This is a genomic window from Leptospira sp. B5-022, assembly GCF_000347035.1.
GTDB classification, from domain to species: Bacteria; Spirochaetota; Leptospiria; order Leptospirales; family Leptospiraceae; genus Leptospira_B; species Leptospira_B cinconiae.
The window spans coordinates 163260-186032 of record NZ_ANIJ01000047.1 but is presented as its reverse complement, the minus strand read 5'-3'; the positions used below and the strand labels follow the sequence as shown (position 1 = coordinate 186032).

At 42.8% G+C, this 22773-nt stretch carries 16 protein-coding genes; 12 read left to right on the top strand and 4 right to left on the bottom strand.

The features are described 5' to 3' along the window. Window positions 1-91: 91 nt before the first annotated feature. Genes LEP1GSC192_RS17070 through LEP1GSC192_RS17055 form a run of 4 tightly spaced genes read left to right on the top strand, consistent with a single transcriptional unit; the run spans window position 92 to window position 7921 of the window. Complete coding sequence (locus LEP1GSC192_RS17070; RefSeq protein ID WP_020771474.1) at window positions 92-5467, top strand: AAA family ATPase; 5376 nt, start codon at window positions 92-94, stop codon at window positions 5465-5467. Window positions 5468-5496: 29 nt separating this feature from the next. Next, complete coding sequence (locus LEP1GSC192_RS17065) at window positions 5497-6051, top strand: SiaB family protein kinase (RefSeq protein ID WP_020771108.1); 555 nt, start codon at window positions 5497-5499, stop codon at window positions 6049-6051. A 2-nt stretch (window positions 6052-6053) separates the two neighbouring features. Beyond that, window positions 6054-6428, top strand: coding sequence for a DUF1987 domain-containing protein (locus LEP1GSC192_RS17060; protein ID WP_020771230.1), 375 nt, complete (start codon window positions 6054-6056; stop codon window positions 6426-6428). A gap of 20 nt (window positions 6429-6448) precedes the next feature. Next, complete coding sequence (locus LEP1GSC192_RS17055) at window positions 6449-7921, top strand: adenylate/guanylate cyclase domain-containing protein (RefSeq protein WP_020771370.1); 1473 nt, start codon at window positions 6449-6451, stop codon at window positions 7919-7921. Between the two features lie 49 nt (window positions 7922-7970). Here LEP1GSC192_RS17055 and LEP1GSC192_RS17050 read toward each other — a convergent pair whose 3' ends face one another. Together LEP1GSC192_RS17050 and LEP1GSC192_RS17045 are read right to left on the bottom strand one after the other, a co-directional pair. Then, window positions 7971-8429: a VOC family protein gene (locus tag LEP1GSC192_RS17050; RefSeq protein WP_020771485.1), complete on the bottom strand. Its 459-nt coding sequence runs from the start codon at window positions 8427-8429 to the stop codon at window positions 7971-7973. Window positions 8430-8500: 71 nt separating this feature from the next. Beyond that, entirely contained in the window at window positions 8501-9586 is a 1086-nt protein-coding gene (locus LEP1GSC192_RS17045; RefSeq protein ID WP_020771515.1) for an endonuclease/exonuclease/phosphatase family protein, read from the bottom strand. A gap of 150 nt (window positions 9587-9736) precedes the next feature. On the opposite strand from LEP1GSC192_RS17045, the gene LEP1GSC192_RS17040 reads away from it, so the two are divergent. Next, window positions 9737-10771, top strand: coding sequence for a hypothetical protein (locus LEP1GSC192_RS17040; protein WP_020771190.1), 1035 nt, complete (start codon window positions 9737-9739; stop codon window positions 10769-10771). A 121-nt stretch (window positions 10772-10892) separates the two neighbouring features. Here the strand turns inward: LEP1GSC192_RS17040 and LEP1GSC192_RS17035 are convergent, their stop codons facing one another. After that, window positions 10893-11843, bottom strand: coding sequence for an alpha/beta hydrolase (locus LEP1GSC192_RS17035; protein ID WP_020771525.1), 951 nt, complete (start codon window positions 11841-11843; stop codon window positions 10893-10895). A 193-nt stretch (window positions 11844-12036) separates the two neighbouring features. Between LEP1GSC192_RS17035 and LEP1GSC192_RS17030 the strand changes: the two genes are divergently transcribed. The 3 genes from LEP1GSC192_RS17030 (at window position 12037) to LEP1GSC192_RS17020 (ending at window position 15688) form a co-directional block, all read left to right on the top strand. Beyond that, on the top strand, window positions 12037-13431 hold the full coding sequence (locus tag LEP1GSC192_RS17030) for an MFS transporter (protein WP_020771357.1): 1395 nt from the start codon (window positions 12037-12039) through the stop codon (window positions 13429-13431). Next, a complete protein-coding gene (gene mtnC / locus LEP1GSC192_RS17025; RefSeq protein ID WP_020771241.1) occupies window positions 13432-14136 on the top strand; it encodes an acireductone synthase in 705 nt (234 codons plus the stop codon). It abuts the gene before it with no gap. Between the two features lie 274 nt (window positions 14137-14410). Beyond that, window positions 14411-15688 (top strand): tetratricopeptide repeat protein, encoded by a 1278-nt coding sequence (locus LEP1GSC192_RS17020; protein WP_020771085.1) that lies wholly within the window; start codon window positions 14411-14413, stop codon window positions 15686-15688. Window positions 15689-15863: 175 nt separating this feature from the next. Here LEP1GSC192_RS17020 and LEP1GSC192_RS17015 read toward each other — a convergent pair whose 3' ends face one another. Then, window positions 15864-17000 carry a putative glycoside hydrolase gene (locus tag LEP1GSC192_RS17015; protein ID WP_020771261.1) on the bottom strand — a complete coding sequence of 379 codons (1137 nt, stop codon included), beginning with the start codon at window positions 16998-17000 and terminating at the stop codon, window positions 15864-15866. Between the two features lie 92 nt (window positions 17001-17092). On the opposite strand from LEP1GSC192_RS17015, the gene LEP1GSC192_RS17010 reads away from it, so the two are divergent. From LEP1GSC192_RS17010 to LEP1GSC192_RS16995, 4 genes are all read left to right on the top strand, one after another. Beyond that, window positions 17093-18019 carry a histone deacetylase gene (locus LEP1GSC192_RS17010; protein ID WP_020771501.1) on the top strand — a complete coding sequence of 309 codons (927 nt, stop codon included), beginning with the start codon at window positions 17093-17095 and terminating at the stop codon, window positions 18017-18019. Between the two features lie 84 nt (window positions 18020-18103). After that, entirely contained in the window at window positions 18104-18334 is a 231-nt protein-coding gene (locus tag LEP1GSC192_RS17005; protein ID WP_020771154.1) for a hypothetical protein, read from the top strand. Between the two features lie 352 nt (window positions 18335-18686). Beyond that, window positions 18687-20726, top strand: coding sequence for a VWA domain-containing protein (locus LEP1GSC192_RS17000; RefSeq protein WP_020771408.1), 2040 nt, complete (start codon window positions 18687-18689; stop codon window positions 20724-20726). After that, window positions 20723-22744, top strand: a complete 2022-nt coding sequence (locus LEP1GSC192_RS16995; RefSeq protein ID WP_020771495.1) for a tetratricopeptide repeat protein — start codon at window positions 20723-20725, stop codon at window positions 22742-22744. Before LEP1GSC192_RS17000 ends, LEP1GSC192_RS16995 begins: the two co-directional genes overlap by 4 nt. The last annotated feature ends 29 nt before the right edge of the window (window positions 22745-22773 follow it).

The window sequence follows — 22773 nt, the reverse complement described above, 5'->3', positions numbered from 1 at the left end:
GAAAGGTCCAGGCTCCCGAAGAACAAGACCGAATTTTATCGAATGCCTTGGTCTTCGGAATGGACTATAAAAATAAAGGTGAAGTAGAAGGATGATCGTAACTGGGTTCGAACTAAAAGAAAGACTGAATGCCGAATCTGCGTCCGAAGTTTATAAAGCTGTCCGCAAAGAGGACAGTAAGTCCGTTATCATCAAATTTCTTCCGGTATTGGATGAATTACATCCATCGGTGGTCAATCTTAGGAACGAATTCGAGATCCTGAATTTACTTTCTTCCGGTTATTTTGTTAAACCTATCAAGTTCGAAAAACTCCAAGACGGATTCGCACTTTTTATGGACTTCGTGCCTGGAGGTTCTTTAAAGGATTTTATCTCCAAAAAGCCGATGACTCTTTCGGATTTTTTCCCGATCGCCATCCAACTCGCGGAAAGATTAAGCGAGATACATTCCAAAAAGATCATACACAAGGACTTAAAACCTGAGAATATAATATTCAATAAGGATGAAAAACAGATCCGGATCATAGATTTCGGAATTTCCACCAGACTGAATAAGGAGGAAACTTCTTGGTCCGCTCCGAATATCCTAGAGGGTTCCATCCACTATGTTTCTCCGGAGCAAACCGGAAGAATGAACCGTTCGGTAGATTACAGAAGTGATTTTTATTCTTTGGGGATCACTTACTACGAGATGCTTCTTGGAAAGTTACCGTTCGACGGAGACGATCTTCTACAATTAGTACATTCCCATTTGGCAAAAATCCCCTCTTCTCCGAAAGAAGTAAGATCCGAAATCCCTACCGTACTTTCAGAGATCGTAATGAAACTTCTAGCAAAAAATGCGGAAGATAGATACCAGACGGCAAGGGGACTCCAGGGAGATCTGGAAAAAGCATACGCTCTCTGGAAAGAAAAAACAGACTTCCCTCCTTTCCCTCTCGCCCAAACGGATTTCTCCACGGAATTCAAGATCCCTCAGAAACTATACGGAAGGGATGAGTATATTAAAACTCTTTTGGAAGAATTCAAATCCGTTGCCACAAACGGAAGATCCAGAATGGTTTTGATCGGAGGTTACTCCGGTGTGGGAAAATCCTCACTTGTTAAGGAAATCAATAAACCTCTCACCGAATCCAAAGGTTATTTCATCTCGGGTAAGTTCGACCAGTACAATCGGAACCTCCCCTTCTCCGCCATCATCCAAGTGTTCTCCAGTTTGGTGGAATTGATCCTGACCGAATCTCCGGAAAGGATCGAGGCATGGAAGAGTAAGATCAAAAAAGCGGTAGGCGCCAACGGAAAAGTGGTCACGGACGTGATCCCGGAATTGGAGATCATTATAGGTAAACAGGATCCTGTTCCGGAACTTGGACCTCAAGAGAACGCAAACCGTTTTTACATAGTATTCCAAAACTTCATTAAGGTTTTTGCAAGTCCCGACCATCCTCTTGCAATTTTCCTGGACGATATGCAATGGGCGGATACCGCTTCCTTAGAACTTCTCAAAAATCTGATGGAAGACGTAACCGTAAATTACCTTTTCATCATATTGGCATACAGGGACAACGAAGTGGATTCTTCCCATCCTTTCCAAGTATTGCTGGATACGCTGGAAAAGGAAGGATTGGATCCTTATAAGATCGTACTCCAACCTTTGGCATTAAAGGACGTAAGACAATTACTCTCGGACAGCCTTTATACTTCGGAAGATAAAACCTCCGAATTTGCGGAAATCGTACATTCCAAAACCGGAGGAAACCCATTCTTTATCGGGGAACTTCTGAAACAACTCGCCAAGGAAGACTCGGTCTATTTCGATCATGGTTCCGGAAAACCGGGCGAAGGAATCTGGAAATGGGATATCACCAAGATCCGGAATACTAAGATTTCGGATAACGTAGTAGAACTTTTAGTGAATAGGATCCGTAAACTTTCACCTAAGATCCAAGAAACCTTGGAATTGGCGGCATGTATAGGGAGCAGTTTTGATCTAGCTCTTTTGACTAGGATTTTAGAAACGGATTATAAAACCGCGCTCAGTTCCTTACAGGAGACCATCGCGGAAGAATTGATTGTGCCGATCGGGGAAAACTATCGCCTTGCGGAATCGTTCGAGGAAACGGAAGCGAATAAGGAAAAAAATTACCAGACCGCAAAAACGGTCACCTTCCGATTCCAACACGATAGGGTCCAACAAGCGGCGTATGAAATTATAGAAGAAGAAAAGAAAAAAAAGATCCGCTTACAATTGGGAAGATTCCTATTGGAAGGAGCGGACCCTAAACATATCGAAGACAATATTTTCGATATTGCAAATCACATGAATATCGGCTCCGGGCTAATTACCGAACCGGCGGAAAAACTAAAACTGGCCCAATTGGATCTGATCGCAGGAAAGAAGGCCAAAAACTCCACGGCTTACAAACCGGCTCTTTCCTATATCGCAAAAGCCAGGGAATTGCTCTTCCTTCTTCCGGAGGCTTCCAAAGGGGATGACGCTCTTTGGAACGCCAAGTACGATCTTTGTTACTCCATCTTCAGAGAGTTAGGCGAAACCCAATATCTGACCGGGAACTTCGAGGATTCCCAAAAGACGATAGATACACTTTTAAAATACGCAAGATCTCCGATCGAAAAGGCGGATGCTTGTAACCTGCTCATTATCCAATATTCCGCCCTTGGAAAATTCGACCTCGCTCTTCCGATGATCATAAAGGCGCTCCAACCGTTAGGTGTGGATATTCCTGAAAAAGATCATGAAAAAGTAACGGGGGAAGAGATAGAGATCGTAAACAAAGCCTTGGAAGGAAAGACGGTAGATTCCTTGTTGGACCTCCCACTGATCCAAAAACAGGAACAGATCATGGCAGTGAACCTTTTGATTAGCGCCATCCCAACCGTTTACAATTTTGCGTTGTCCCTTTTCCCGATTGTTTCCTTAAAAATGGTGAACCTATTCTTGAAGTACGGGAACCTTTCCGATCCGTACGGATATTCCATGTATGCGATCCTTCTCACTTCGGGTTTCCAACAATATAGAAAAGGTTACGAATTTGCGGAACTCGCGGTCAAGGTGAGTGAAAAATACAAGAACCCGAGCGGGATCACGAAGGCAGCGAATATTCTCGCAAACTACACGACTCCGTTCGTAAGACATTTAAAATATTCGGAAGAGATCAACCATAGAGGGATCCAAGCCAGCTTAGAATCCGGGGAATTCCTGCATGGCGGTTATTGCGCCATGAACGACGCAGTCAACGTGGTCCTTCAGTCCAAAAATCTAGAATTAGTAAAACCTAAAATAGATGGACTATTAAAATTCACTCGTAAGGTAAAGAACAACTTAGCGATAGATACGGTTCTCGCATCCGCACTGGTGGTTTCCAACCTGAGAGGAAAAACTCCTTCTCATTTGGAATTTTCCATCGAGGAAATGGATGAGAAAGATTATATAGAATTATGTAATTCTCACCAAAGTCCTTTCCCGGTCTGTCTTTTCAAGATTATGAAGGCGAGAACGTTACTTAGCTATGGAGAAGCAGAAAGCGCGTTAAAAGAATTGGAAGAATCCGAAAGTATGCTCGGATTCATTTCAGGTCAAATAGCGGTGGAAGAGCACGGGTATCTTCATTCTCTCGCAATGGCTGCGAACTATAAACTTTCTACCCAAGAACAAAAAGTAAAATTCTTGGAAAGGATCAAGAAGAATCAACAGAAACTAAAAGTCCTTTCCGAAAACGCCCCTGAAAATTTCGAACATAAATATCTATTGGTAGAAGCGGAACTTGCAAGACTAGAATACAAAAACTGGAAAGCTGCGAAAACCTACGAGCAAGCGGTTCAACTCGCGGGTAAAAACGAATATTATAACGATGAGGCTTTAGCCGCGGAACTGGCATCCAAATTCTGGTTCTCCAAAGGAAGCGCCAAAATCGGATCCCAATATATCGCGGAAGCTTACCAAAAATACGGAAGATGGGGAGCGACTAAAAAGCAGGAACTCCTCAAAACCAAGTTCCCGGAATTCATCCGAGAAAAAGGAAGAGATACTTTCCGCACTACCCGCACCATGGGGACCTTAAGCACCAGGACCGCTTCCGCTACGGAAGTATATTCCGGTCAGACCCTGGACTTCCAATCCATCCTGAAAAGTTCCACTGCGATCTCCGGCGAGATCAAACTAGAGTCCTTATTGGATACTTTAATGCAGATTTCCATAGAGAACGTGGGTGCGGAAAAAGGGGTCATGATCCTACGAAGGGACGGAAAACTATTCGTAGAAGCGGAAGGAAGTACGACGGACGATGAGATCAGAGTCCTCCAAGGAATTCCGATCCAAGAAAGTAAAAATTTACCTATCAGCGTTATCTACTATGTAGAAAGGACCAAAGAGGATCTGGTGCTCAGAAACGCTTTCGCAGATGAGAAATTCAACAAGGATCCGTATATAAGAGAAAGGAAAACAAAATCCGTTCTATGTTCTCCGATCATCAAACAAGGAGAACTGATCGGTATATTATATTTGGAGAATAATCTTTCCGAGGCTGCATTCACTTCGGATAGACTCCAGACTATCTCCATTCTATCCTCGCAGGCCGCGATATCCATCGATAACGCATTACTTTACGCGAATTTGGAAAGTAAGGTCGCCGAAAGAACCAAAGAATTAGCTCAGGCCAACGATGATCTGGCATTAAAAAACCAGCATATTACGGACAGTATTACATATTCCTTGAATATCCAGCAGGCAATTTTACCTTCTTCTGAAGTATTGGGAGGTGCACTTTCCGATTATTTTGTGGTATTCCGCCCGAAAGATATTGTATCAGGAGATTTTTACTGGTTTTCAAAACAGGAAGATACAATATATATCGCATCCGTCGATTGTACCGGCCACGGAGTGCCGGGAGCTCTTATGTCCATGATCGGAAATACTTTGCTTAATCAGATCGTAAACGAAATTGGTATTACCGATCCGGGATCTATTTTAGAACATTTACATAAAAAAGTCAGGCAGGCTCTCAAACAGGACATGGACCAAACGAATTCTAGGGACGGAATGGATCTTTGTTTATTAAAGATTGAAGGAAACAATTTATACTTTGCGGGAGCAAAACGGCCTATTTTTATTGGAAAAGGCGGAGTCTTGACCGAAATTAAAGGTGATAGATTCTCGATCGGCGGAAGGCAAAAAGAAGAAACGCGAAAATTTACAACACACTCGATTCCCTTGGAAAAAGGAATACGTACGAGTGTTTACTTAACCACGGACGGCTTTATGGATCAGCCGAATCCGGACCGGCAAAAAATCGGTACCAAAGGGTTACTAAACTTCTTAAGCGGAATCGAACATCTTTCCGGTGAAGAACAAAAAGAACGTTTAGAATCCTTCCTGTTAGCCCATCAAAACGGAGAGGCACAGCGGGACGACATAACACTAGTCGGTGTAATATTGGGGGGAAGATAAGGAGATGTTTCTGAAAAAGGAAGATGCTGATGATGGAAAATGAAGTCATAAATCTATTTAAGACTTATCAGGAAACCAGCGAATACAACCTGCTCGTATCCTTTAAGGGCAGACTGTCCCAGGAAGTTCTGACCGAGTTGGGATCAATGATCCGGACTTCTTTAAGCACGGAATCTAAAATTAAGAAAATTTTCGCCGTTTTTATTGAACTAGCGCAAAATATGCTGCACTACTCCGCCGAGCGAAAAATTAATGAAGAGCAGAAAGATGCAGGCGTAGGGATCCTCATAGTTAGGGAAAATTCGGTTGGCTACCATGTTGCTTCGGGAAATTTGGTACTAAACGAGAAGATCGAGTTTTTGACCGAAAGGATACAAAAAATCAACTCCATGAGTAAGGACGAATTAAAGTCCTTCTACCAACAGCAACTTAGATCGGAGAGGCCGGAAGATAGCAAAGGAGCAGGTGTGGGATTAATCGATATTGCCAGGAAGTCGGACGGGCCTCTGGTATTTCGTTTCGACAAATTGGATGGCAAACTATCCTTTTTTACAATCTCCGCATTCTTTACGAAGGAAAACTAATCATGGAATCCTTACATATACAACAGACTAAAACTTCACCGGAAATCATCTTAGAATCGGACAAGGGGCTCGCGGAAATTATCGGAGAATCCTATCCGGAAAACGCAATGGCGTTTTACAAACCTGTCTTTGACTGGTTGACCGCAATCCAGACGACAGGCAAACAGATCCAGTTCCGTTTTCAAATGGATTATTTTAACACCAGCTCTTCCAAAGTGATCATGGATATTTTGGACAATCTCCAGAAGTATCATGACAAAGGCGGAAAGGTGGAAGTCGAGTGGCTCTATAAAGAAGACGACGAAGACATGCAGGAAACCGGAGAGGAATTCTCTTCCGATTTGTCCCTACCTTTCAAAATGAAATCTTATAAATAAGATTTCTTTCGTGCGGAAAAGTGGAAAAGAGCGAAACTTCGAATTCAAAAGAGCAGAATACTTTTTTCGAGCAGGAATTTAAACTTCTCTCGGACGTTCAGTCTTTTTTAGAAGATCCGAATACCAAAGAGGATCCGAAACAAAAATTAAAAACCCTAGTAGGATCCTACGAGTCCCTTCTCAAACAATCTTCAAAGATCATGAAGATCGGGGACTCCACTCAGCACAGGCTTCTTAAAACCCAAGAAGCATTAACCGATTCTAATATAATGTTAGAGGCCGCCTATATGGACCTCAAACTTGTGACTGAGATCGGAAAGATCATTACTTCTTCCCTCGAACCTAAAATTATCATACAATCCGTTTACGAGAATACCAAGTCCATCGTTCCTATGGACGTTCTCGCCTTCGGTATTTACGACGAAGAGAAAAAAGAGATCAAATATAAGTTTTGCGTAATAGACGGTAGGTATGTTCCGGCTCCGTCCGTGGATTCTTTGGAAGAGGATAACCCTTCTTCTTATTGTGTTAAACAACAAAAAGAACTGATCACTCTGGATATCGAAAAGGATTTTCCGAATTATTTGGCGGACATCCGAAAACATTTCGGAGAAAATTCACAGTCGGCATTATACTTCCCACTGCATGTGGAAGAACGTCTAATCGGAATACTCACCGTTCACAGTTATTCCAAAAACGCATTCCAGCCCAACCAGCTGAATATTCTCAGAACATTGGCTAACTATGTAGCGATCGGTGTGGATAATGCGGATGCTTATAGGACACTTTCCAAAAGAAACAAAGAATTAAAGGATTCTTTGGAAAAGATCGAGGTTCTGAACAAAAGTATAGAGGAAGAAAGACAGAAGTCCGAAAATCTACTTTTGAACATTTTACCAAGAAGTATTGCGGACCGTTTAAAAGGAGGAGAAGGAGTGATCGCGGATTATTTCCCTTCTTCTACCGTACTTTTTGCAGATATTGTAGGTTTTTCCAAGCTTACGACTAAGATACAAACTCCAACCAGGCTTGTAGGGATCTTAAATCGTATTTTTACGGAATTCGACGTGATTGCCGACAAATATAAATTAGAAAAAATTAAAACGATCGGCGATTGTTATATGCTCGCAGGCGGTATTCCAGTCCCGACGGAAGATCACGCTCATAAGGCAGCCCAAGCGGCATTAGATATGTTACATCGTTTGGATGAATTAAAACCCGAGCTTGAATTCGAGTTTAATGTCAGGATTGGCCTTCATACCGGCGAGGTTGTAGCCGGAGTGATCGGTAAGAATAAATTCGTATACGATCTATGGGGTGATTCGGTAAACACGGCATCTAGGATGGAATCGCACGGCGCAACGGGAAGGATCCATGTTTCAGAGTCCGTTTTTCTTGCCTTAAAAGATAAGTATAATTTCGAAGATAGGAGTGTGATCGAGGTTAAAGGAAAAGGCCCGATGCACACTTACTTTCTGCAAGGCGTTAAATAATCCTAATATACAAAAAAGGATCTCCGAAAAGATCCTTTTTTAATCCTTATTAACCTAAAGCTTCGATCACTTCTTTGGGTGCCTGGACAAGTTCTACAAGAACCCCTTCTCCGCAGATCGGAAATTCCTCATTCCCTTTAGGATGGATAAAAGTCACTTCGTGACCTCCGGCTCCTTTGCGAATACCGCCGGGGGTAAAACGAACTCCTTGTGCAGTCAGCCATTCCACTGCCTTATGGATATCGTCCACCCAAAGTCCGATATGATTTAACTTCGGATCGTTGACTCTTGGACTTTTGTTCGGATCCACTGGTTCCATGATATCGACTTCTACAGCATAGGGGCCTTTGCCCATCTGTAGGATATCTTCGTCTACGTTCTCTTTTTCACTTCTAAAAGAACCAATGTTCTGCAATCCGAGAGTATCCACCCAAAATTTTTTGAGCTTATCCTTACTGTCTCCGCCGACTGCGATTTGTTGTACGCCCAGAATTTTAAACGGTCTCATAATGCCCTATCTTTCGTTTTTTCCAAATTCTTGTCCTCTAAGAAAAGAGCAAGGATTTGTCCGATCAAAAATTAACGAGATTCCAAGGAGAATACCGCCTCTAACGGAAGATGATCACTGGATTCGGAGGCTTCTCCTTCCCGTAACACTAAGTATTCTTTTTTAGTTAATCCCTTTGAATAGAAGATATAATCGATCGTTCTATCCGGCTTTGCGATCTGAGGATCATTCGGCACATGAGTATAGAATTTTTCCCGATTTGGTCCGTTCAATTCTTCCACACTTGCGGTCGAATCCCATTTTTTGAATAAGGGTGCAATTTCCTCATCGTCACTGTAAAAGAATGCTCCATTAGGATGTAATTGTTTTCTGGAAAAACCGGGAGGAAGAAGATTAAAATCCCCCGCTAATATCCATTCTAATTTTTCGGAATCCAATTTATCCAGTAAGTTTTCAATAAATGCAACCTGCCTTTGCATCGTATCCGTTCCCATGGAGAACGCATCCAGATGTGTGTTTAAAAGGATCAGAGGTTTTTTATCTTTTACGTCTATCGAAGCCTCCAAGATCGCACGTTTTAATTGCAGCTGTTTGGTAATAGGATCGGCGGGAGGTGTGGGAAGCTGGTGCCGAGTCGCGGAAAGTATTTTATATTTACTGAATATAGTCAGCTTCATTCCCACAGAGCCCATGATCTTTGGATGAGGAACAAAACCCGCCTTCCAATAGAACGCTTCCGTTTGGCATGGATATCGATCGGAGAGTAAGGGCATAATTCTTTCGGATTGATTTTCCGAGTACGTTTTTTTAGCTCCGTCATCCACCTCTTGGAATAAAACGAAATCCGGATCTCTTTCTAAGATCACACTCGCCACTTTTTTAAGAGTAGATTTAATCTCTTCTCTAGAAGGTCCGGTATCCGGTCCGGTCTCGTCCGGAACATCGTACCAAAATACTCTATTCCTTCCTGCGAAATATTGCACGTTCCAAGATAATACTTTGATCGGTTCGGAAGATTCTAGGCTCGGCGCACCTTCTTCACATTTTACTTGTACCGATTCCAAGTCCGAAGGATGGAATGTGGAAAAATAAACCAGCAGAAGTAATATAGTGAAAACACTCAGCAAAACGATAAGGATTCTTTTGAATAATTTCAAGGCGACCTCTTTCTATTTGTATCGATTCTTGGGCATCCTTTCTAACGAAATTCCCCACATTCGTCCACAATTTTAGAGATTTCGATTACAAGAATCAGAACGGAAAGACTTTCCCTTTTTCAGGGGATAAGAAACATTGGAATCGATCCCATGCAGAATAAATTCCTAATCCTATTCTTTTCTCTTTTTATATGTTTTAGCCTATCTCCCTTGTTCGGGGAGGAACTGGAACTTCAGATAGTCCTCAAAAACGGAAGCACGGGCGGCCCGGGTTCCGCGGAGAGTATTCGTTTATTCGCATTGGAAAGACAGATGATGCCCTTACCTCTTCCTGACCAAGGGCCTGTACGAGGAAGTTTTAAACTTCCTAAGATCAATGCTCCGGATGGGCTTCCTATTCTGTTGCAAGTGACTTATAATGGAGTAAATTATAATAAGTTGATCCCTCCGGTCCCTATGATGAGGTCTCGGCCGCAAGAGGTAACAGTTTATGATAAGACTCTGGATCGTTCCGTAGTTAAAACCAAATCCTTACTCCAGGTAGTGAGAGAAAAAGACGCATTAGTAATTTCTAAAGTATCGATCCTTACAAATAATACGATTCCGCCTAAAAGTTTTCAGAACCCGAACGATCCTTTGGAAGTGTATGTGCCCGAGGAAGCTTTGGAAGTCAGCGCCCAATTGACCCAAAGTACGAATAAGATGGCGATCCCGATCCAATTGACCAAAGGGAAAAACGGTTGGGTCATCGATAGAGCAATCCTTCCGGGGACTTCTCAGTTATTTGTAAGTTACGTGATCCCTTCGACCAATCTGTCCCCTACCCAATTCAAGGACAGATTATTATTCGAGAGTCAAGAAGGAGAGAAGGTGATCTTTTCCAAGCCCAAGGATATGCAGGTTTCTTTTATCGGGCAGAAGGGTACACGTCCCGTTTCTGTGGACGCTCCTCCTGATGTGAATTCGAATATAGTCAGTTATGCGGGACCTCAGTATGAGATCACTCTTTCCGTGATCGGAGGAGAACCGATCAACGAATCTGCAAACCAAGAGCGAGAGATCAATAACGGAAGTATATTCGTATCTACCGAAAAGACGATCTATGGAGTGATCGGAATACTTTCTTTCTTATTCTTTCTTTCCTTTACGATTACTTATAGTTCGTTCCGAAAATCAAAATTATAAATAACTATTTGGTTTCCGGGCTTGAGGAGCTGGACCTCTTAGGCACAGCTCCAACGGATTTTGGGACTCCAGCGTCCGATTTGTCCGACCAATTTTACTATTTCCGGATTTTAATAAGGACTTACTTCTTCTTTGCTAAAGTTTTCTTTTTAGGAGAAGGTTTTGACTTTGTAACTTTCTTAACACTCCGCTTCTTGGCGGAAGACTTTGCCCGTTCCGGGACCAAAGAATCCATAAATTCTTTGATATCTTTTAAAACCTTATCTCTCTCTCCTACCGGTTCGTTCATAAGTTCGTGATAAAATCCTTTATAGGTCTTCATTCTTTTGTTCTTATAAACTAAATGATTATAAAATTCTAAACTCCCCGCAGGGTCCGCAATCCCGTCTGCCAAACCGTGCAAGATCAGGATAGGAGTCCTTAAGATACCCGCCTTTCTATTCGCTAAGGCTCCTTGTTGGAATAATTCGTAACCCATGGAGAATGAAATTTTGCCGTGAACCAAAGGATCTTCGATATAACTTTTCACCACTTCGGGGTCCCTACTGACCAAACTTGTATCCAGGTTCGCGTCCAAAGTGGTCGAAGGTGCGATCTTACGCAAGAAACCCGCTACAGAGATCTGAAATCTCTGGAATGCAGTGGTAGGGATCTTTAATGCGGAAGAACAAGCTACAAGTCCGTAGATATAATCCTGATTGATTCCTTCCAAAGCGTAGCGAATGACCACCACTCCTCCCATAGAATGTCCTAAAAGTAAGATCTTGTCTTTCTGTTCTTTTTTGCGAACCTCATGTACGAAGTCCGCCAGATCATCCACAAACGCTTCGAAACCGGAAGCATGCCCTCTTTTACCTTCCGATTTGCCGTGCCCCCTTAGATCCAATCCGTAAAAACTGACATCACTATCCTTAAAATATTGGATGAGGTTGGAATACCTACCACTATGTTCTCCGAATCCATGACAAAAAACAATTACACGATTGGCACCCGACTTGGTCCAAGCTTGACCGTATAATTTGGTATTGTCTCTGGAAGATTGAAAGAAGAACTCTTTATGTTGGTAGGCCATGCTGTTTGGCTCCAGTTAGGTTTGGGCGGTATCCCTTGTAGTCGGACCGAAGCTATAGACAAGTAAACGTCGGGTCAAGTATTTATTCCAAAACGGATTTTCGTTGCCGATTCCTTTTCCCTTCACCAATCTGTCGCTTTACGTGCTTCTTAAAGAAGCCGACATCAAACAGAAACAATTTGGAGAGAATTGGATGTCTCAACCGACCTCGGAAAAAAGCCTGCTTCGATATTTCGGATTAGGTGAACTCGCAAGCCACGGAGGAAACGCGATCCTCGCCTTCTGGATGATCATGGGAATGGCTTTCTTTCTATTCGCGGACCAAAACCTGATCGCCCCCAACCTTAGAAATATCGCAGGCTCTTTCGGGATCACAGACCAAAAAGAGATCGATTGGAAATTAGGGGGACTGATCCCGATTTGTTTCTTCGTTTTGGGAGGGTTAGTCTCGGTTTACATGGGTTACCTTACGCAAAGATTTCCCAGAAAACCTTTGGTCATCGGAACGGTATTATTAGGAGAGATCCCTTGTCTTCTTTCCGGATTCGCAAGAAACTACGAAGAATTTTTGATCCTCAGAACCCTTACAGGTTTCGGTTTGGGAGGAAGTTTCCCTCTTCTATTCTCTCTAGTCGGGGATTATTTCTCGGACAAGTCCCGCTCCACAGCAGCAGGTTATCTTTCTCTAGCCATCGGGCTCGGAGTCGGAGTCGGGCAATTGGTCGGAGGGACCTTAGGCACCGAGGACCCGATCAATGGATGGAGACAAAGTTTTATTTATATGGCTACCCCTTCTTTCCTATTCATGCTTGTTTACGGATTATTCTGTAAGGAGCCGGTTCGAGGCGGAAGTGAGAAGGAATTGGCAAGCCTATCTCCGGATTCTCTGGATGTAAACTCGGAAGCAGTTCGTTTAACCTGGAAGGATATCAAAAATATCTTCCAGAGCAAAACAAACGTAGGGATCTTTATGCAAGGAATTCCAGGCTGCGTGCCTTGGGGTGTGTTCTTCGTGTTTTTGAACGACTATTACGAATTCAGTTACGGTCTACCTAAAGACCAAGCCTCCGCTTTGGTCATCTTCGCAGCCTTAGGGATCTTCGCAGGTACGTTTTTCGGTGGGGTCATCGGGCAGAAACTATACGATACCAATAAAAAGTTCCTTCCTATATTCTGCGGAAGTTCCATATTATTAGGTATCATCCCTACACTATATCTATTATACGCAAAGAATATTGCAGGTAGTCCATTATTCATTTTTATTAATATTCTTGCAGGTATTATTATTTCCGTAACAGGCCCGAATGTAAGAGCGTTGATCATAAACGTCAACCCGCCTAAAAGTAGATCTTCTATGTTCGCTTTATACAATCTGACGGATAATCTTGGGAACGGACTTGGACCTGCAATGGCTGCATTGATCCTCACAGTATTGCCGGACAGGACTCAGGCTTTCACAATCGCGATCCTTTTCTGGATACCTTGCGGACTTGCTTGGTTCTATATCTTGAAAAATTTCAAACATGACGAACAAAAGATGCATGAAGAACTGGCAGCCGAAGCAGGCAGGATCAAAAGGACCGCTTAATTGGAAGAACAAAACACCGAGTTATATTTATTCGATATAGAAGGGACAACTACGCCGATAGAATTCGTGCACAAAGTTTTATTCCCTTACTCGGTCCAAAACTTTCAGACATTCTTCTCCGAGACCTCGGCGGAAACCGGCTTCGCCGAGGAACTCATCCTTGCCTCCAAAAACGAAACCGATTACGCGGAAGAAGTTACCGATTCTCCCGAATCACTTACCGGATTCTGCAAATACCTTGTATCCAAAGATCGTAAATTAGGAATTTTGAAAGAAATCCAAGGAAGAATCTGGAAAAAAGGATATGAGTCGGGAGAATTGAAAAGTACGATCTTTTCGGATGTTCCTCCCTTTTTGGAAAGGATCAAAAACTCAGGCAAACGTGCCGCAGTATATTCTTCCGGGAGTGTGGAAGCCCAAATCCTGATCTATAGATATTGTGAGGCAGGAGATCTTACTGTATATTTTGAAAGTTATTTCGATACCGCAGTAGGCGGAAAAAAAGAATCTTCAAGTTATACCAAGATCGCCGAGAAACTTTCTTTATCTCCGAACTCTATCGTATTCTTCACGGACATAAAAGAAGAAGCGGACGCCGCTTCCGAAGCAGGGATCCGGCCGATTTTACTCTCCCGTCCCGGAAACCATCCCCAAGCGGAACATAAGTACCAGGTGATCGAGAACTTTAACAAGATCTTGGTCTAGGTTGGCTCGGATAGAGACCACTGAGATCGCAGAGGGTTTTGCAAATACAATGCGACAGCGATGCGTAGACCTTTAGTCTGGGCTCTGCCCGGATGAGCGCGAATGCGCGAAGTCGTAGCAGCGCGGTCCGAGCGATCGCAGTTAGTTTGGAGTGCCCTCGATCGCGCCTCCGGCTATCTCGGGCTCGCTCACTCCCTACGGGTCGTTTGCGAGGAGTCGCCCAAAGTTCTAAAATTTCTATTGGCAAAGCCTCAATCCGGCCGAATATAAAAGTATGGCCCTAACCCGACCTGTAATCATACTATTCCTTTGCGCTTTTTCCTCCTCCTTATTCTCCAGAGAATTCGTGTATGCGTTCCGAGATGTGGGAATGCCTAAAAACGGCGGAAAAGACGGAATGCCTAGAAAGGAAAAAATGGTCTTAGTCGGGGAGACCATTATGTTCGATAAGGTTAAACCGATCGAATACGAAGGAAAATACAAAAACTTCGAATTAGGATACGATACTAGACCGGATATAGTCACAGTCAAAGTACATTACGATCCGGGTATTCGTCCGGGACAGATACTCTATTTGATCGAAAAAGATTTCGACCACGTAACATTCAAAGACGGAAGTATCGTGGGCCAAATAGAAGTGAAATCCATCTTCCAGACCGCGTTTACCGGAAAACAATTAAGAGGTGTCGGATATTTAGGGATGGCAAAAGAGAAGGTATTAACCGTAGCCTATCCGGTCTCTTCCGAACTCAGCGGACCTGCATTAGTAGAGCGTAAAACCGGTGATTATCATTTTACAAGAGACGAGGTCCCGGAAGCGATCCAATCCTACCGCAAGGCAATTCGTCTTGATCCGATGTCTCCGGTACCACATTACAGATTAGGAATATTGTATTTAAACGAGGCGGGAGTGGATTCCAAAGAACCGATTTGTTCCGGGATCCTACCGATGAGTGCGGGAGCAGAGTTTTCCTCGGCATGGAAGAAGAGATCCAGATTCGATTCCGACCAGGACTTAATCCGATTCTCCAGAGAATATGTTTCCTTTTTAAATTGTAAGGCGGACCAGGCTCCCAGTTTTTCCAAGAACAGTTTTATCCCGGAAGAATTAGAAAGAGCGCAGGAAGTTGCCAGAGAAGGATTCCGACTTTCTAAAACGGATTACGAACTTTTGATCAGAAGCGCCGAGACCTATTATAAATTATATCTTTCCTATTCTTCAGGAAAACGACCTAAAGGAAGTGTTTTACCGGAAGAGGAGCCTAAACTCAGAAATCGTCAGGAAAAATCCTGGGAAATCGCCCAAAAACTCCTAAAAGAAGCGGGACTGGATAATATCACCGACTATAGGCTTCATAGACTGACTTCACTTCTGTACGGGAAGAGACATTTGGAACTTTCAGGTGGGATAAAATCCACTACGATCAGTGAAGAAGCGAACTTCTTAAGAACGAAGGCAATCGAATCCATTCAAGCGTATAAGCTTCATAGACCGAAGAATGTTCCGGGAGATAAGGATCTCCTAATATTAGAAAAAGATCTTGGACTCTAATAGTCATGTAGGAATTCCTACATGTCAGAAGGCGGCCCCCACCCGAATTTTTTGGGTGGCGGGGAGTGGCCCGTGGGAGCACCACGTCCCTATATCATAAAATCCTAATTATTGCAACAGGTTTTTACGTAAAATTCGTGTTGGAACTCCAACATCGGGGTCATATTACAAAACCTCAATCTTCTATTTTTAACTTCCCGCTCCGAATACTTTCCTCGATGGCTCTAAAAGTATCTCCGTATTTTCCCAATATATTCCAGACAATAAAACCGTCACTCTCGCTATCCACACTTGCTTCGATCTGGGCCTTGATATAATCTTTCAAGGACTTACCGGAAGGTCCAAGGCTCATCCCGAAACCTTGGATCCAACCGACCACTCTAGTGGTGGATAAGGATCTTTTCCTGGTGTTCTTTAAACCATCATAAACGGTTTGGTACGGATTTGCGATACGACCGGGTTGACCGTAAAAATGAGAAGGATACAACATTGGATAGATCACATCCACAAGTTGGGCGAAGTTCTCCACCTTCTGACCGATCTGGTCGTCTTTATTAAAAGGGATCCTACCGAATATATCCGCGCTCAAATAGGGAAGTTTCTCGCATTGATTGGCTTCTCCGCGGATCCGATTCACGATCTGGTTGATATTGTTATACTTTTCCTTTAAAGAAAGAGGTATATCGGTAACATCCGCATAACGTATATAGTCCAACTGAACTTCCGGAAATCCGGAAATACATGCCTTTCTCACATAACCTAAAATAGAATTCAATCTTTCCGGGCTAGGAAATTTGGTTTTAAGTCCTCCGTCAAAATTCACAAGTCTTGCGACCGGATAAAAACCCATTTCTTTAATACGAGAGATCTCTTCCGGAGGAGGAGTTTTAGGTTGAAGATCGATCACCAAAACGTTTATCCCATAATCGGAAGCGTCTTTTAATAAAGACTCCCATTCGTTCCTTCGAGATTTATCCGATATCAAAGCATTATTCACATAAAGACCGCGATAGAATGTAGGACGATCCGCATAAGTAACCTTGTCCGCAGATCTTGTAAAAAACTTTTTAATCTTATCTTTAGGAGCTTCCTTTTCGCTTTCCATCGGAGTGTTCCTGGAAGAAAGTCGTATCTCACCTTTCTTCTCCTTTTCTTTGGATAAAGACTGTGGTTTGGTTTTAATGTCCCCGGACGATTCTAAAACAGGGATCTCTTTCTTATTGGAATTCTCAGGATAAGGGATAGTGAACTCTGCACAGACCGGAAAAGCGGTAAGAACTAAGATAGGAAAAAGGGAAAACGGTTTGCGCACAAATTTACTCCGGATCTACATTATAATATCGAACCGAAAACCTCGGTACTTGTCCTCTTTGTTGGAGTTCCGATAAAAAACGGGAGCGGAAAATGAAACTAGGTTACGCCTATGACGATACATTCTTATTGCATGACACCGGGACATTCCACCCGGAATCCCCGCAAAGACTGGAGGCTATACTCGATCGCCTGCATAAGACATCCTATTTTAAGGACATGCAATGGATCAAGCCCAACAAACTTCCATTCGAACTAATCGAGTCCGTACATAATCAGCGACATAGGGAGCGATTCTCCCATATCCAAGGCAAAAGAGGAAGTTTCGACGGAGACACTCCTTATTCCGAATCCAGTTTTGATGCGGCGATCTTGGCGGCAGGAAGCGGAGTGGACTTAGTGAATAAGATCAGATCCGATGAAATCGAATCAGGGATCGCACTCGTAAGACCGCCAGGACATCATGCGGAAACCGGAAGATCCATGGGCTTTTGTTTATTAAATAATATAGCGATTACCGCGACCCATCTACTCGCCCAAGGAGTAGAAAAAGTTTATATACTGGATTGGGATGTACATCATGGGAACGGGACCCAGGAAATATTTTACGAATCGGATAAAGTATACTTCACGTCGCTCCACCAATATCCGTACTACCCCGGAACAGGTTCAGCCCAGGAAAGAGGGAAAGGAAGAGGGCAAAACTTTACATTAAACATCCCTTTGCCTATGGGATCAGGAGATAAAGAATACCTGCATTATTTTCAAGAAACAGTGATACCTTCCCTGTTGGAATTCCAACCGGAGTATGTATTGATTTCCGCAGGATTTGACGGACATAAAAGAGATCCGTTAGCAGGCATGAACCTTAGCACCAACGCATTTGCAGAATTCACACGATTGGTATTATCTGCAACAAAACAGATCGGCGCTAAAACGGTATCCTTCCTAGAAGGAGGTTACGACCTAGACGCCTTGGCTGAAAGTGTGGAGGCGCATATAGCAGTCCTCGCAGGGTAATTATGCCCCGATTTCTTGTCGATTCCCGCCGAAAATTCCCGGAAAAAATGCCTCTTCGCATCGGCTTGAACCGATATGTAAACCATGCAGGAATTTTCCTCAAATACCGACCTAGCCCTGCGATTCAGAAACTACGTGATCCTATTGGACCGACTGATGAGAGAGGTCGAAGAGGAACTTCAACAGAACCAATCCGTTCGAAACGAATGGTCCGAATGGCATTCCAACTGGAAAAACGTATGGCTCTCCCCCACAGGAAATTCCCACTCCTCCCATCTTAAGGAAAGATTTTCAGTCAAAAGAAGACTCGGATAATTTTCTGGGCGGCTCCTGGCTTCGCCCGGACCGGGATTTGCCCGAAGACGCCCTCCATAATCCCTGCCGTGAGAACCTTAAAGAGTAGATTTTTCCCAGGTAGGAACTCCAACTTGCGCGGGAATCGGCCCCGCCCGATTCGGGTGGGGGCCGGAGCGTAGCGGTGGAGAAAAACGGATAATTTCACAAAAAGCCGGTTTCGACAAACAATTTATCACCGCTCGGTTTGTAGGAGCTCCAACAAAAGCGCCTCTAAATAATACTTGCTTAGATGAGAAAACCCATGTAGAAGCCCTGAAAAATAGGTTGAAATTATGTCTCTTAAGATGTTCTATCGACTAAGAGGATTAGAATGGGGAGACGTACGCAAACAAAACTTTTCGTTTTAATTCTACTCTTAGGAATTCTCAGCCAATCAGGATGGTCCGAACCCCTACCCAATTTCGGATTAAAAGAAAAAGAAGCCAAGACATTCTTCAAACGAGGTCTTGCTTACTATAACAAGGGAGAATTCTCGGCAGCTAGAGAGAATTTTATTCGCTCCCTTTCTATAAAACCGGATTTCGTTCATCCAAAATTCTTTCTTTCCGAAGCTTATTATCTAAGCGGAGATTGGCAGGAAAGTCTTTCCGAATTGGAACAATTGGAATCTTCCAATAAACTCGATCTGATCAGTAAGAACCGTTTAGACGCACTAAGATATAGGCTCGGTGGCGGGAATAGAAAAGATAATTTAGAATATTATAAATCGATTTTCGGGGATGATCTAAGAAGATTCCGTTTTAGGAACCCGGCCGATCTCGGAGTCGACGATGAAGGATATCTTTACGTAGTAAGTTTCGATACTGCTAACGTGGTTAAATTCGATGCCAACGGTTTTGCAGTCGAGAATTTTAAAGGTTCCTTCGGCCGAAATTTAGAAGGCCCCGTCGGAATTAGTATTCGAGGCAAATCCATCTTCGTTGCAGATTATGCAGGAGATAAAATTTACGAATTCGATACCAGAGGATCTTACGTGAATCGTTTCGGTTCCACAGGAAAAGATCCCGGAAGTTTTCATGGACCGGCAGGTCTTTATTTTACGAAAGAAGGTTTTTTGTATGTTTCCGATATGGGTAATAATCGGATCCAAAAACTTTCCAGAACGGGGGAGCCACTCCAAGAGATCGGAGTCGGTATCTTAAAACAACCTGCCGGGATTAAGGTCAATAACCGTGGAGAAATTTTTGTAGCGGATCGGGGAAACAAAAGACTAGTCGTTTTCGATCATGAGGGAAATTTTCTAAAAGAAATAAACAATCCTTCTTTTAAAAGACCCAGAAATCTTTCGATCAAAGATAATAAGGTTGTCGTGGCCGACGAGACCGCAGGTCTTTTTATTTACGATTCCATATCTAAAACTTGGTCAAGTTTCGATAACTTTAAGGATTCCAAAAATACTGTTCGAAATTTCGACCAGGCATTCTCGGTAACTTTCGATTACACCGGTTCCATGTTTGTTGCGGATTTTAACAGACATAGGATCGAATCCTTTTCTCCCAAAGGCCAACTTTCTTCCAACTTAGATCTGATCGTAGAAAGAACGATCAGTTCGGATTATCCAGATATTTCCTTAGTTCTTCATGCGAAAGATAGACACGGGGTTCCGGTGAAGGCTATTCCCCGAAACTCTTTCCGAATCTACGAGATGGATAATCTTTCGCCTTTGATCGGTCTGACCGATATGAAAAAATATAATAATAGAGTTAGTGTTTCCATCGTCGCGGAAAATTCTCAGATAGTATCCGATTCGTATGCGACAATCGAGAAGGCAATCCGCCCATTTTTGTCCGAGATCAGAGTAGAAGATAAAATCCAACTGTTACGTTCCGGCAAAGATACCCAAACCGCCTACCCTTTCGGAAAAAGTATGTACGATATCCTGAAAGCGTTACGCTCTTTCACACCGGAAGAAGAATCTCAAATCGGGAAATCGCTCCAAAAAGGGATCACGGACCTATTAGATAGTTTAGGACCAAGAGCCATCATCGCAATCGTATCCGGAAAAGATTCCAAAGCTGCATTCACTCAATTCTCACCGACAAAGATCATCCGTTTTGCGATGGCCCACGATATTCCTATCTACTTCTTATGTTTAGGAGAAAGCGGAGAATCGGTTTCCGTATATAAAGAGATCGCTGAAAAAACGGGAGGGAAATTCTTAACGATCCCGTCCGGTGGAACGGAGAAAAATCTAAGAAGTTGGATAGATTCTAAAAAGGATAGAAGATATCTTCTTTCTTTTAAAAGTAGGATCAACCACGAAGGAATGGATGTCTACGTCCCGGTGGTCGTAGAAGCTATATTCAGAAATTCGAATGGAAAAGCGGAGACCGGATTTTTTACGCCATGATATTCGGATCAAAAACCCCATATAAGCTGCGAGTCTTAAAATTTCTTTTCGGGAGTTTTACGGTTCTTTTCGTTTCATCCTTCTCTTATCCCCTTTCGTCTAAACAAACAATAGACTGGATCAAAGAAGGAGAAGGCGCATTAGCTTCCAGAAATTATCCGGCTGCTTACGATTCGTTTAGGGAAGCTGTAAACCTAAACCCGCTCTCCGTTCGCTCCAGATTGGGGCTTGCGGATGCCGCATTAAAACTTCATAAAGAAAAAGAAGCGTTACAATCTTTGGATAAGGTCCTCGAGTTAGAACCGAAAAACAAAAAAGCTGTCCGAGAAAAAGCTGTCACTTTAGCGAAATTAAGACGTTATGAAGAAGCTTTTTCGATCCTTAAGCCGTTTTTGGAAGAAGATAAGTACGATTCCGATCTATTTCCGATCTATATAGAAGTACAACTTGCCTCCGGAAAGACCCAAAGAGCAAGTTTCGAATTTCATTCTGCTTATTCCAGAATTCCAAAAAACAAAGAAGTCAGAGCTTTGGAAGCGAAAGTAGAGGCTTTTGACGGTAACTTTACGAAAGCGGCCTCTCTCAGAAATCAATTGGAAGCCGAAGCATCCGACGATCCATCCATCTTTTTAGAATCCGGTAAGTTTTTACTTATTTGGGCTGAAAAATCCCAAGGAAACAAACGGGATTCCAAAATTGCGGAAGCCGCTGAAAAATTCGAAAGGTCCATTTCCCTTCATCCGAACGAAGAAGAAGCCCTCAAACTTTTAACTAAGGCAAGAATATATTTCGGAAGATACCAAGAAGCTGAGGAATATCTAAACCGCTTATTAAGCTTATTCCCGAATTCCACCGAGTATTTATACTTACGTTCTTATGCAAGACTGAGGAAGGACCCTGCTTCCAAGGAAGCAAAGGCGGATCTAGAAAAATTGATCTCTTTGGATGATCTGGATCCGATTGCGAGAAACCGTTCGGAGTTGTACGTATTGGAGAATCTACCCGAAGGAAACTCATTAAGAAGGACCTTAGGAGAATATAGGCTTCAGCGATATAGAGCGAATAAGAATGCTTTCTTATATGATCTAGCCTGGTATCATTTGATCAGAGCGAAAGAACTCCTTCCGAACCGTCCGGAAATCCTAGTACTAACGTTAGAAGAATATAAAAGAAGGGGATTCTTTCCTAGTTACTTCAACCTACTCCTGCTTTTGAGAAATAAATTTCCGGATAATAAAAAATACGGATATTCCGTGGAGAATAATCTGGAAGGTTTTAAAACTTCCTTAAGCTATCGAGAAGGTTTAGTCAAGATCGGAGAGTTCGGTATTCAGGAAGACTATGGCAGAACTCCTCCCGAGGTCCTTGTTTTCGATCCGGATGGAGAGGATTTCCTAGCCAAACATACCGATCTTCCTGCCTTATCAGGTAAAGTTCTTCGACATTTTTTGAATTCGGACCCAAGGGTCCGAAATATCGATCTAGATAATATTAGAAAATCGGAAAGTTTAGAATCCGAGCCGTATTCCGGCGCAATTCATAAAACGGAAAAAAACTATTCTTCTATTAAGAATTCCAAAGGTGAAAATATCAGATTCGTTGTGAGCGGAAAAATTTCCTTCCAAGAAAATAATTTACGTCTGGAATGGAGCCTTCGAGATCATAAGGAAGAGAAAATTTTAGGTAAATTTAGGATATATGCGAAAGGAAGAGATGCTCTCGCAGAAGCGACCTTAAGAGCACGAGACAAGATCTTAGCTTTAATTCCTGCCAGCGGAAAAGTACATAGGGTAAAAGAAGACTCACTTATCGTAAATGCAGGTATTATAGACGGACTTAAAAAAGGGACAACCGTTTACTTCTTTAATTCGGCAAATCTACTTGGAGAGGGAACGGTAACGGAAGCCGATCTTTATACGGCAAAAGTGGTCCCAAAAAATCAGGATGTCGTTTTAAGGAATATCGCGGTAGGAAACAAAGCTTATTGGAAAAAAACGGAAAATTCCCGTACGAATTAAATATATTTAGTTTTCTTAATGTTATGGTT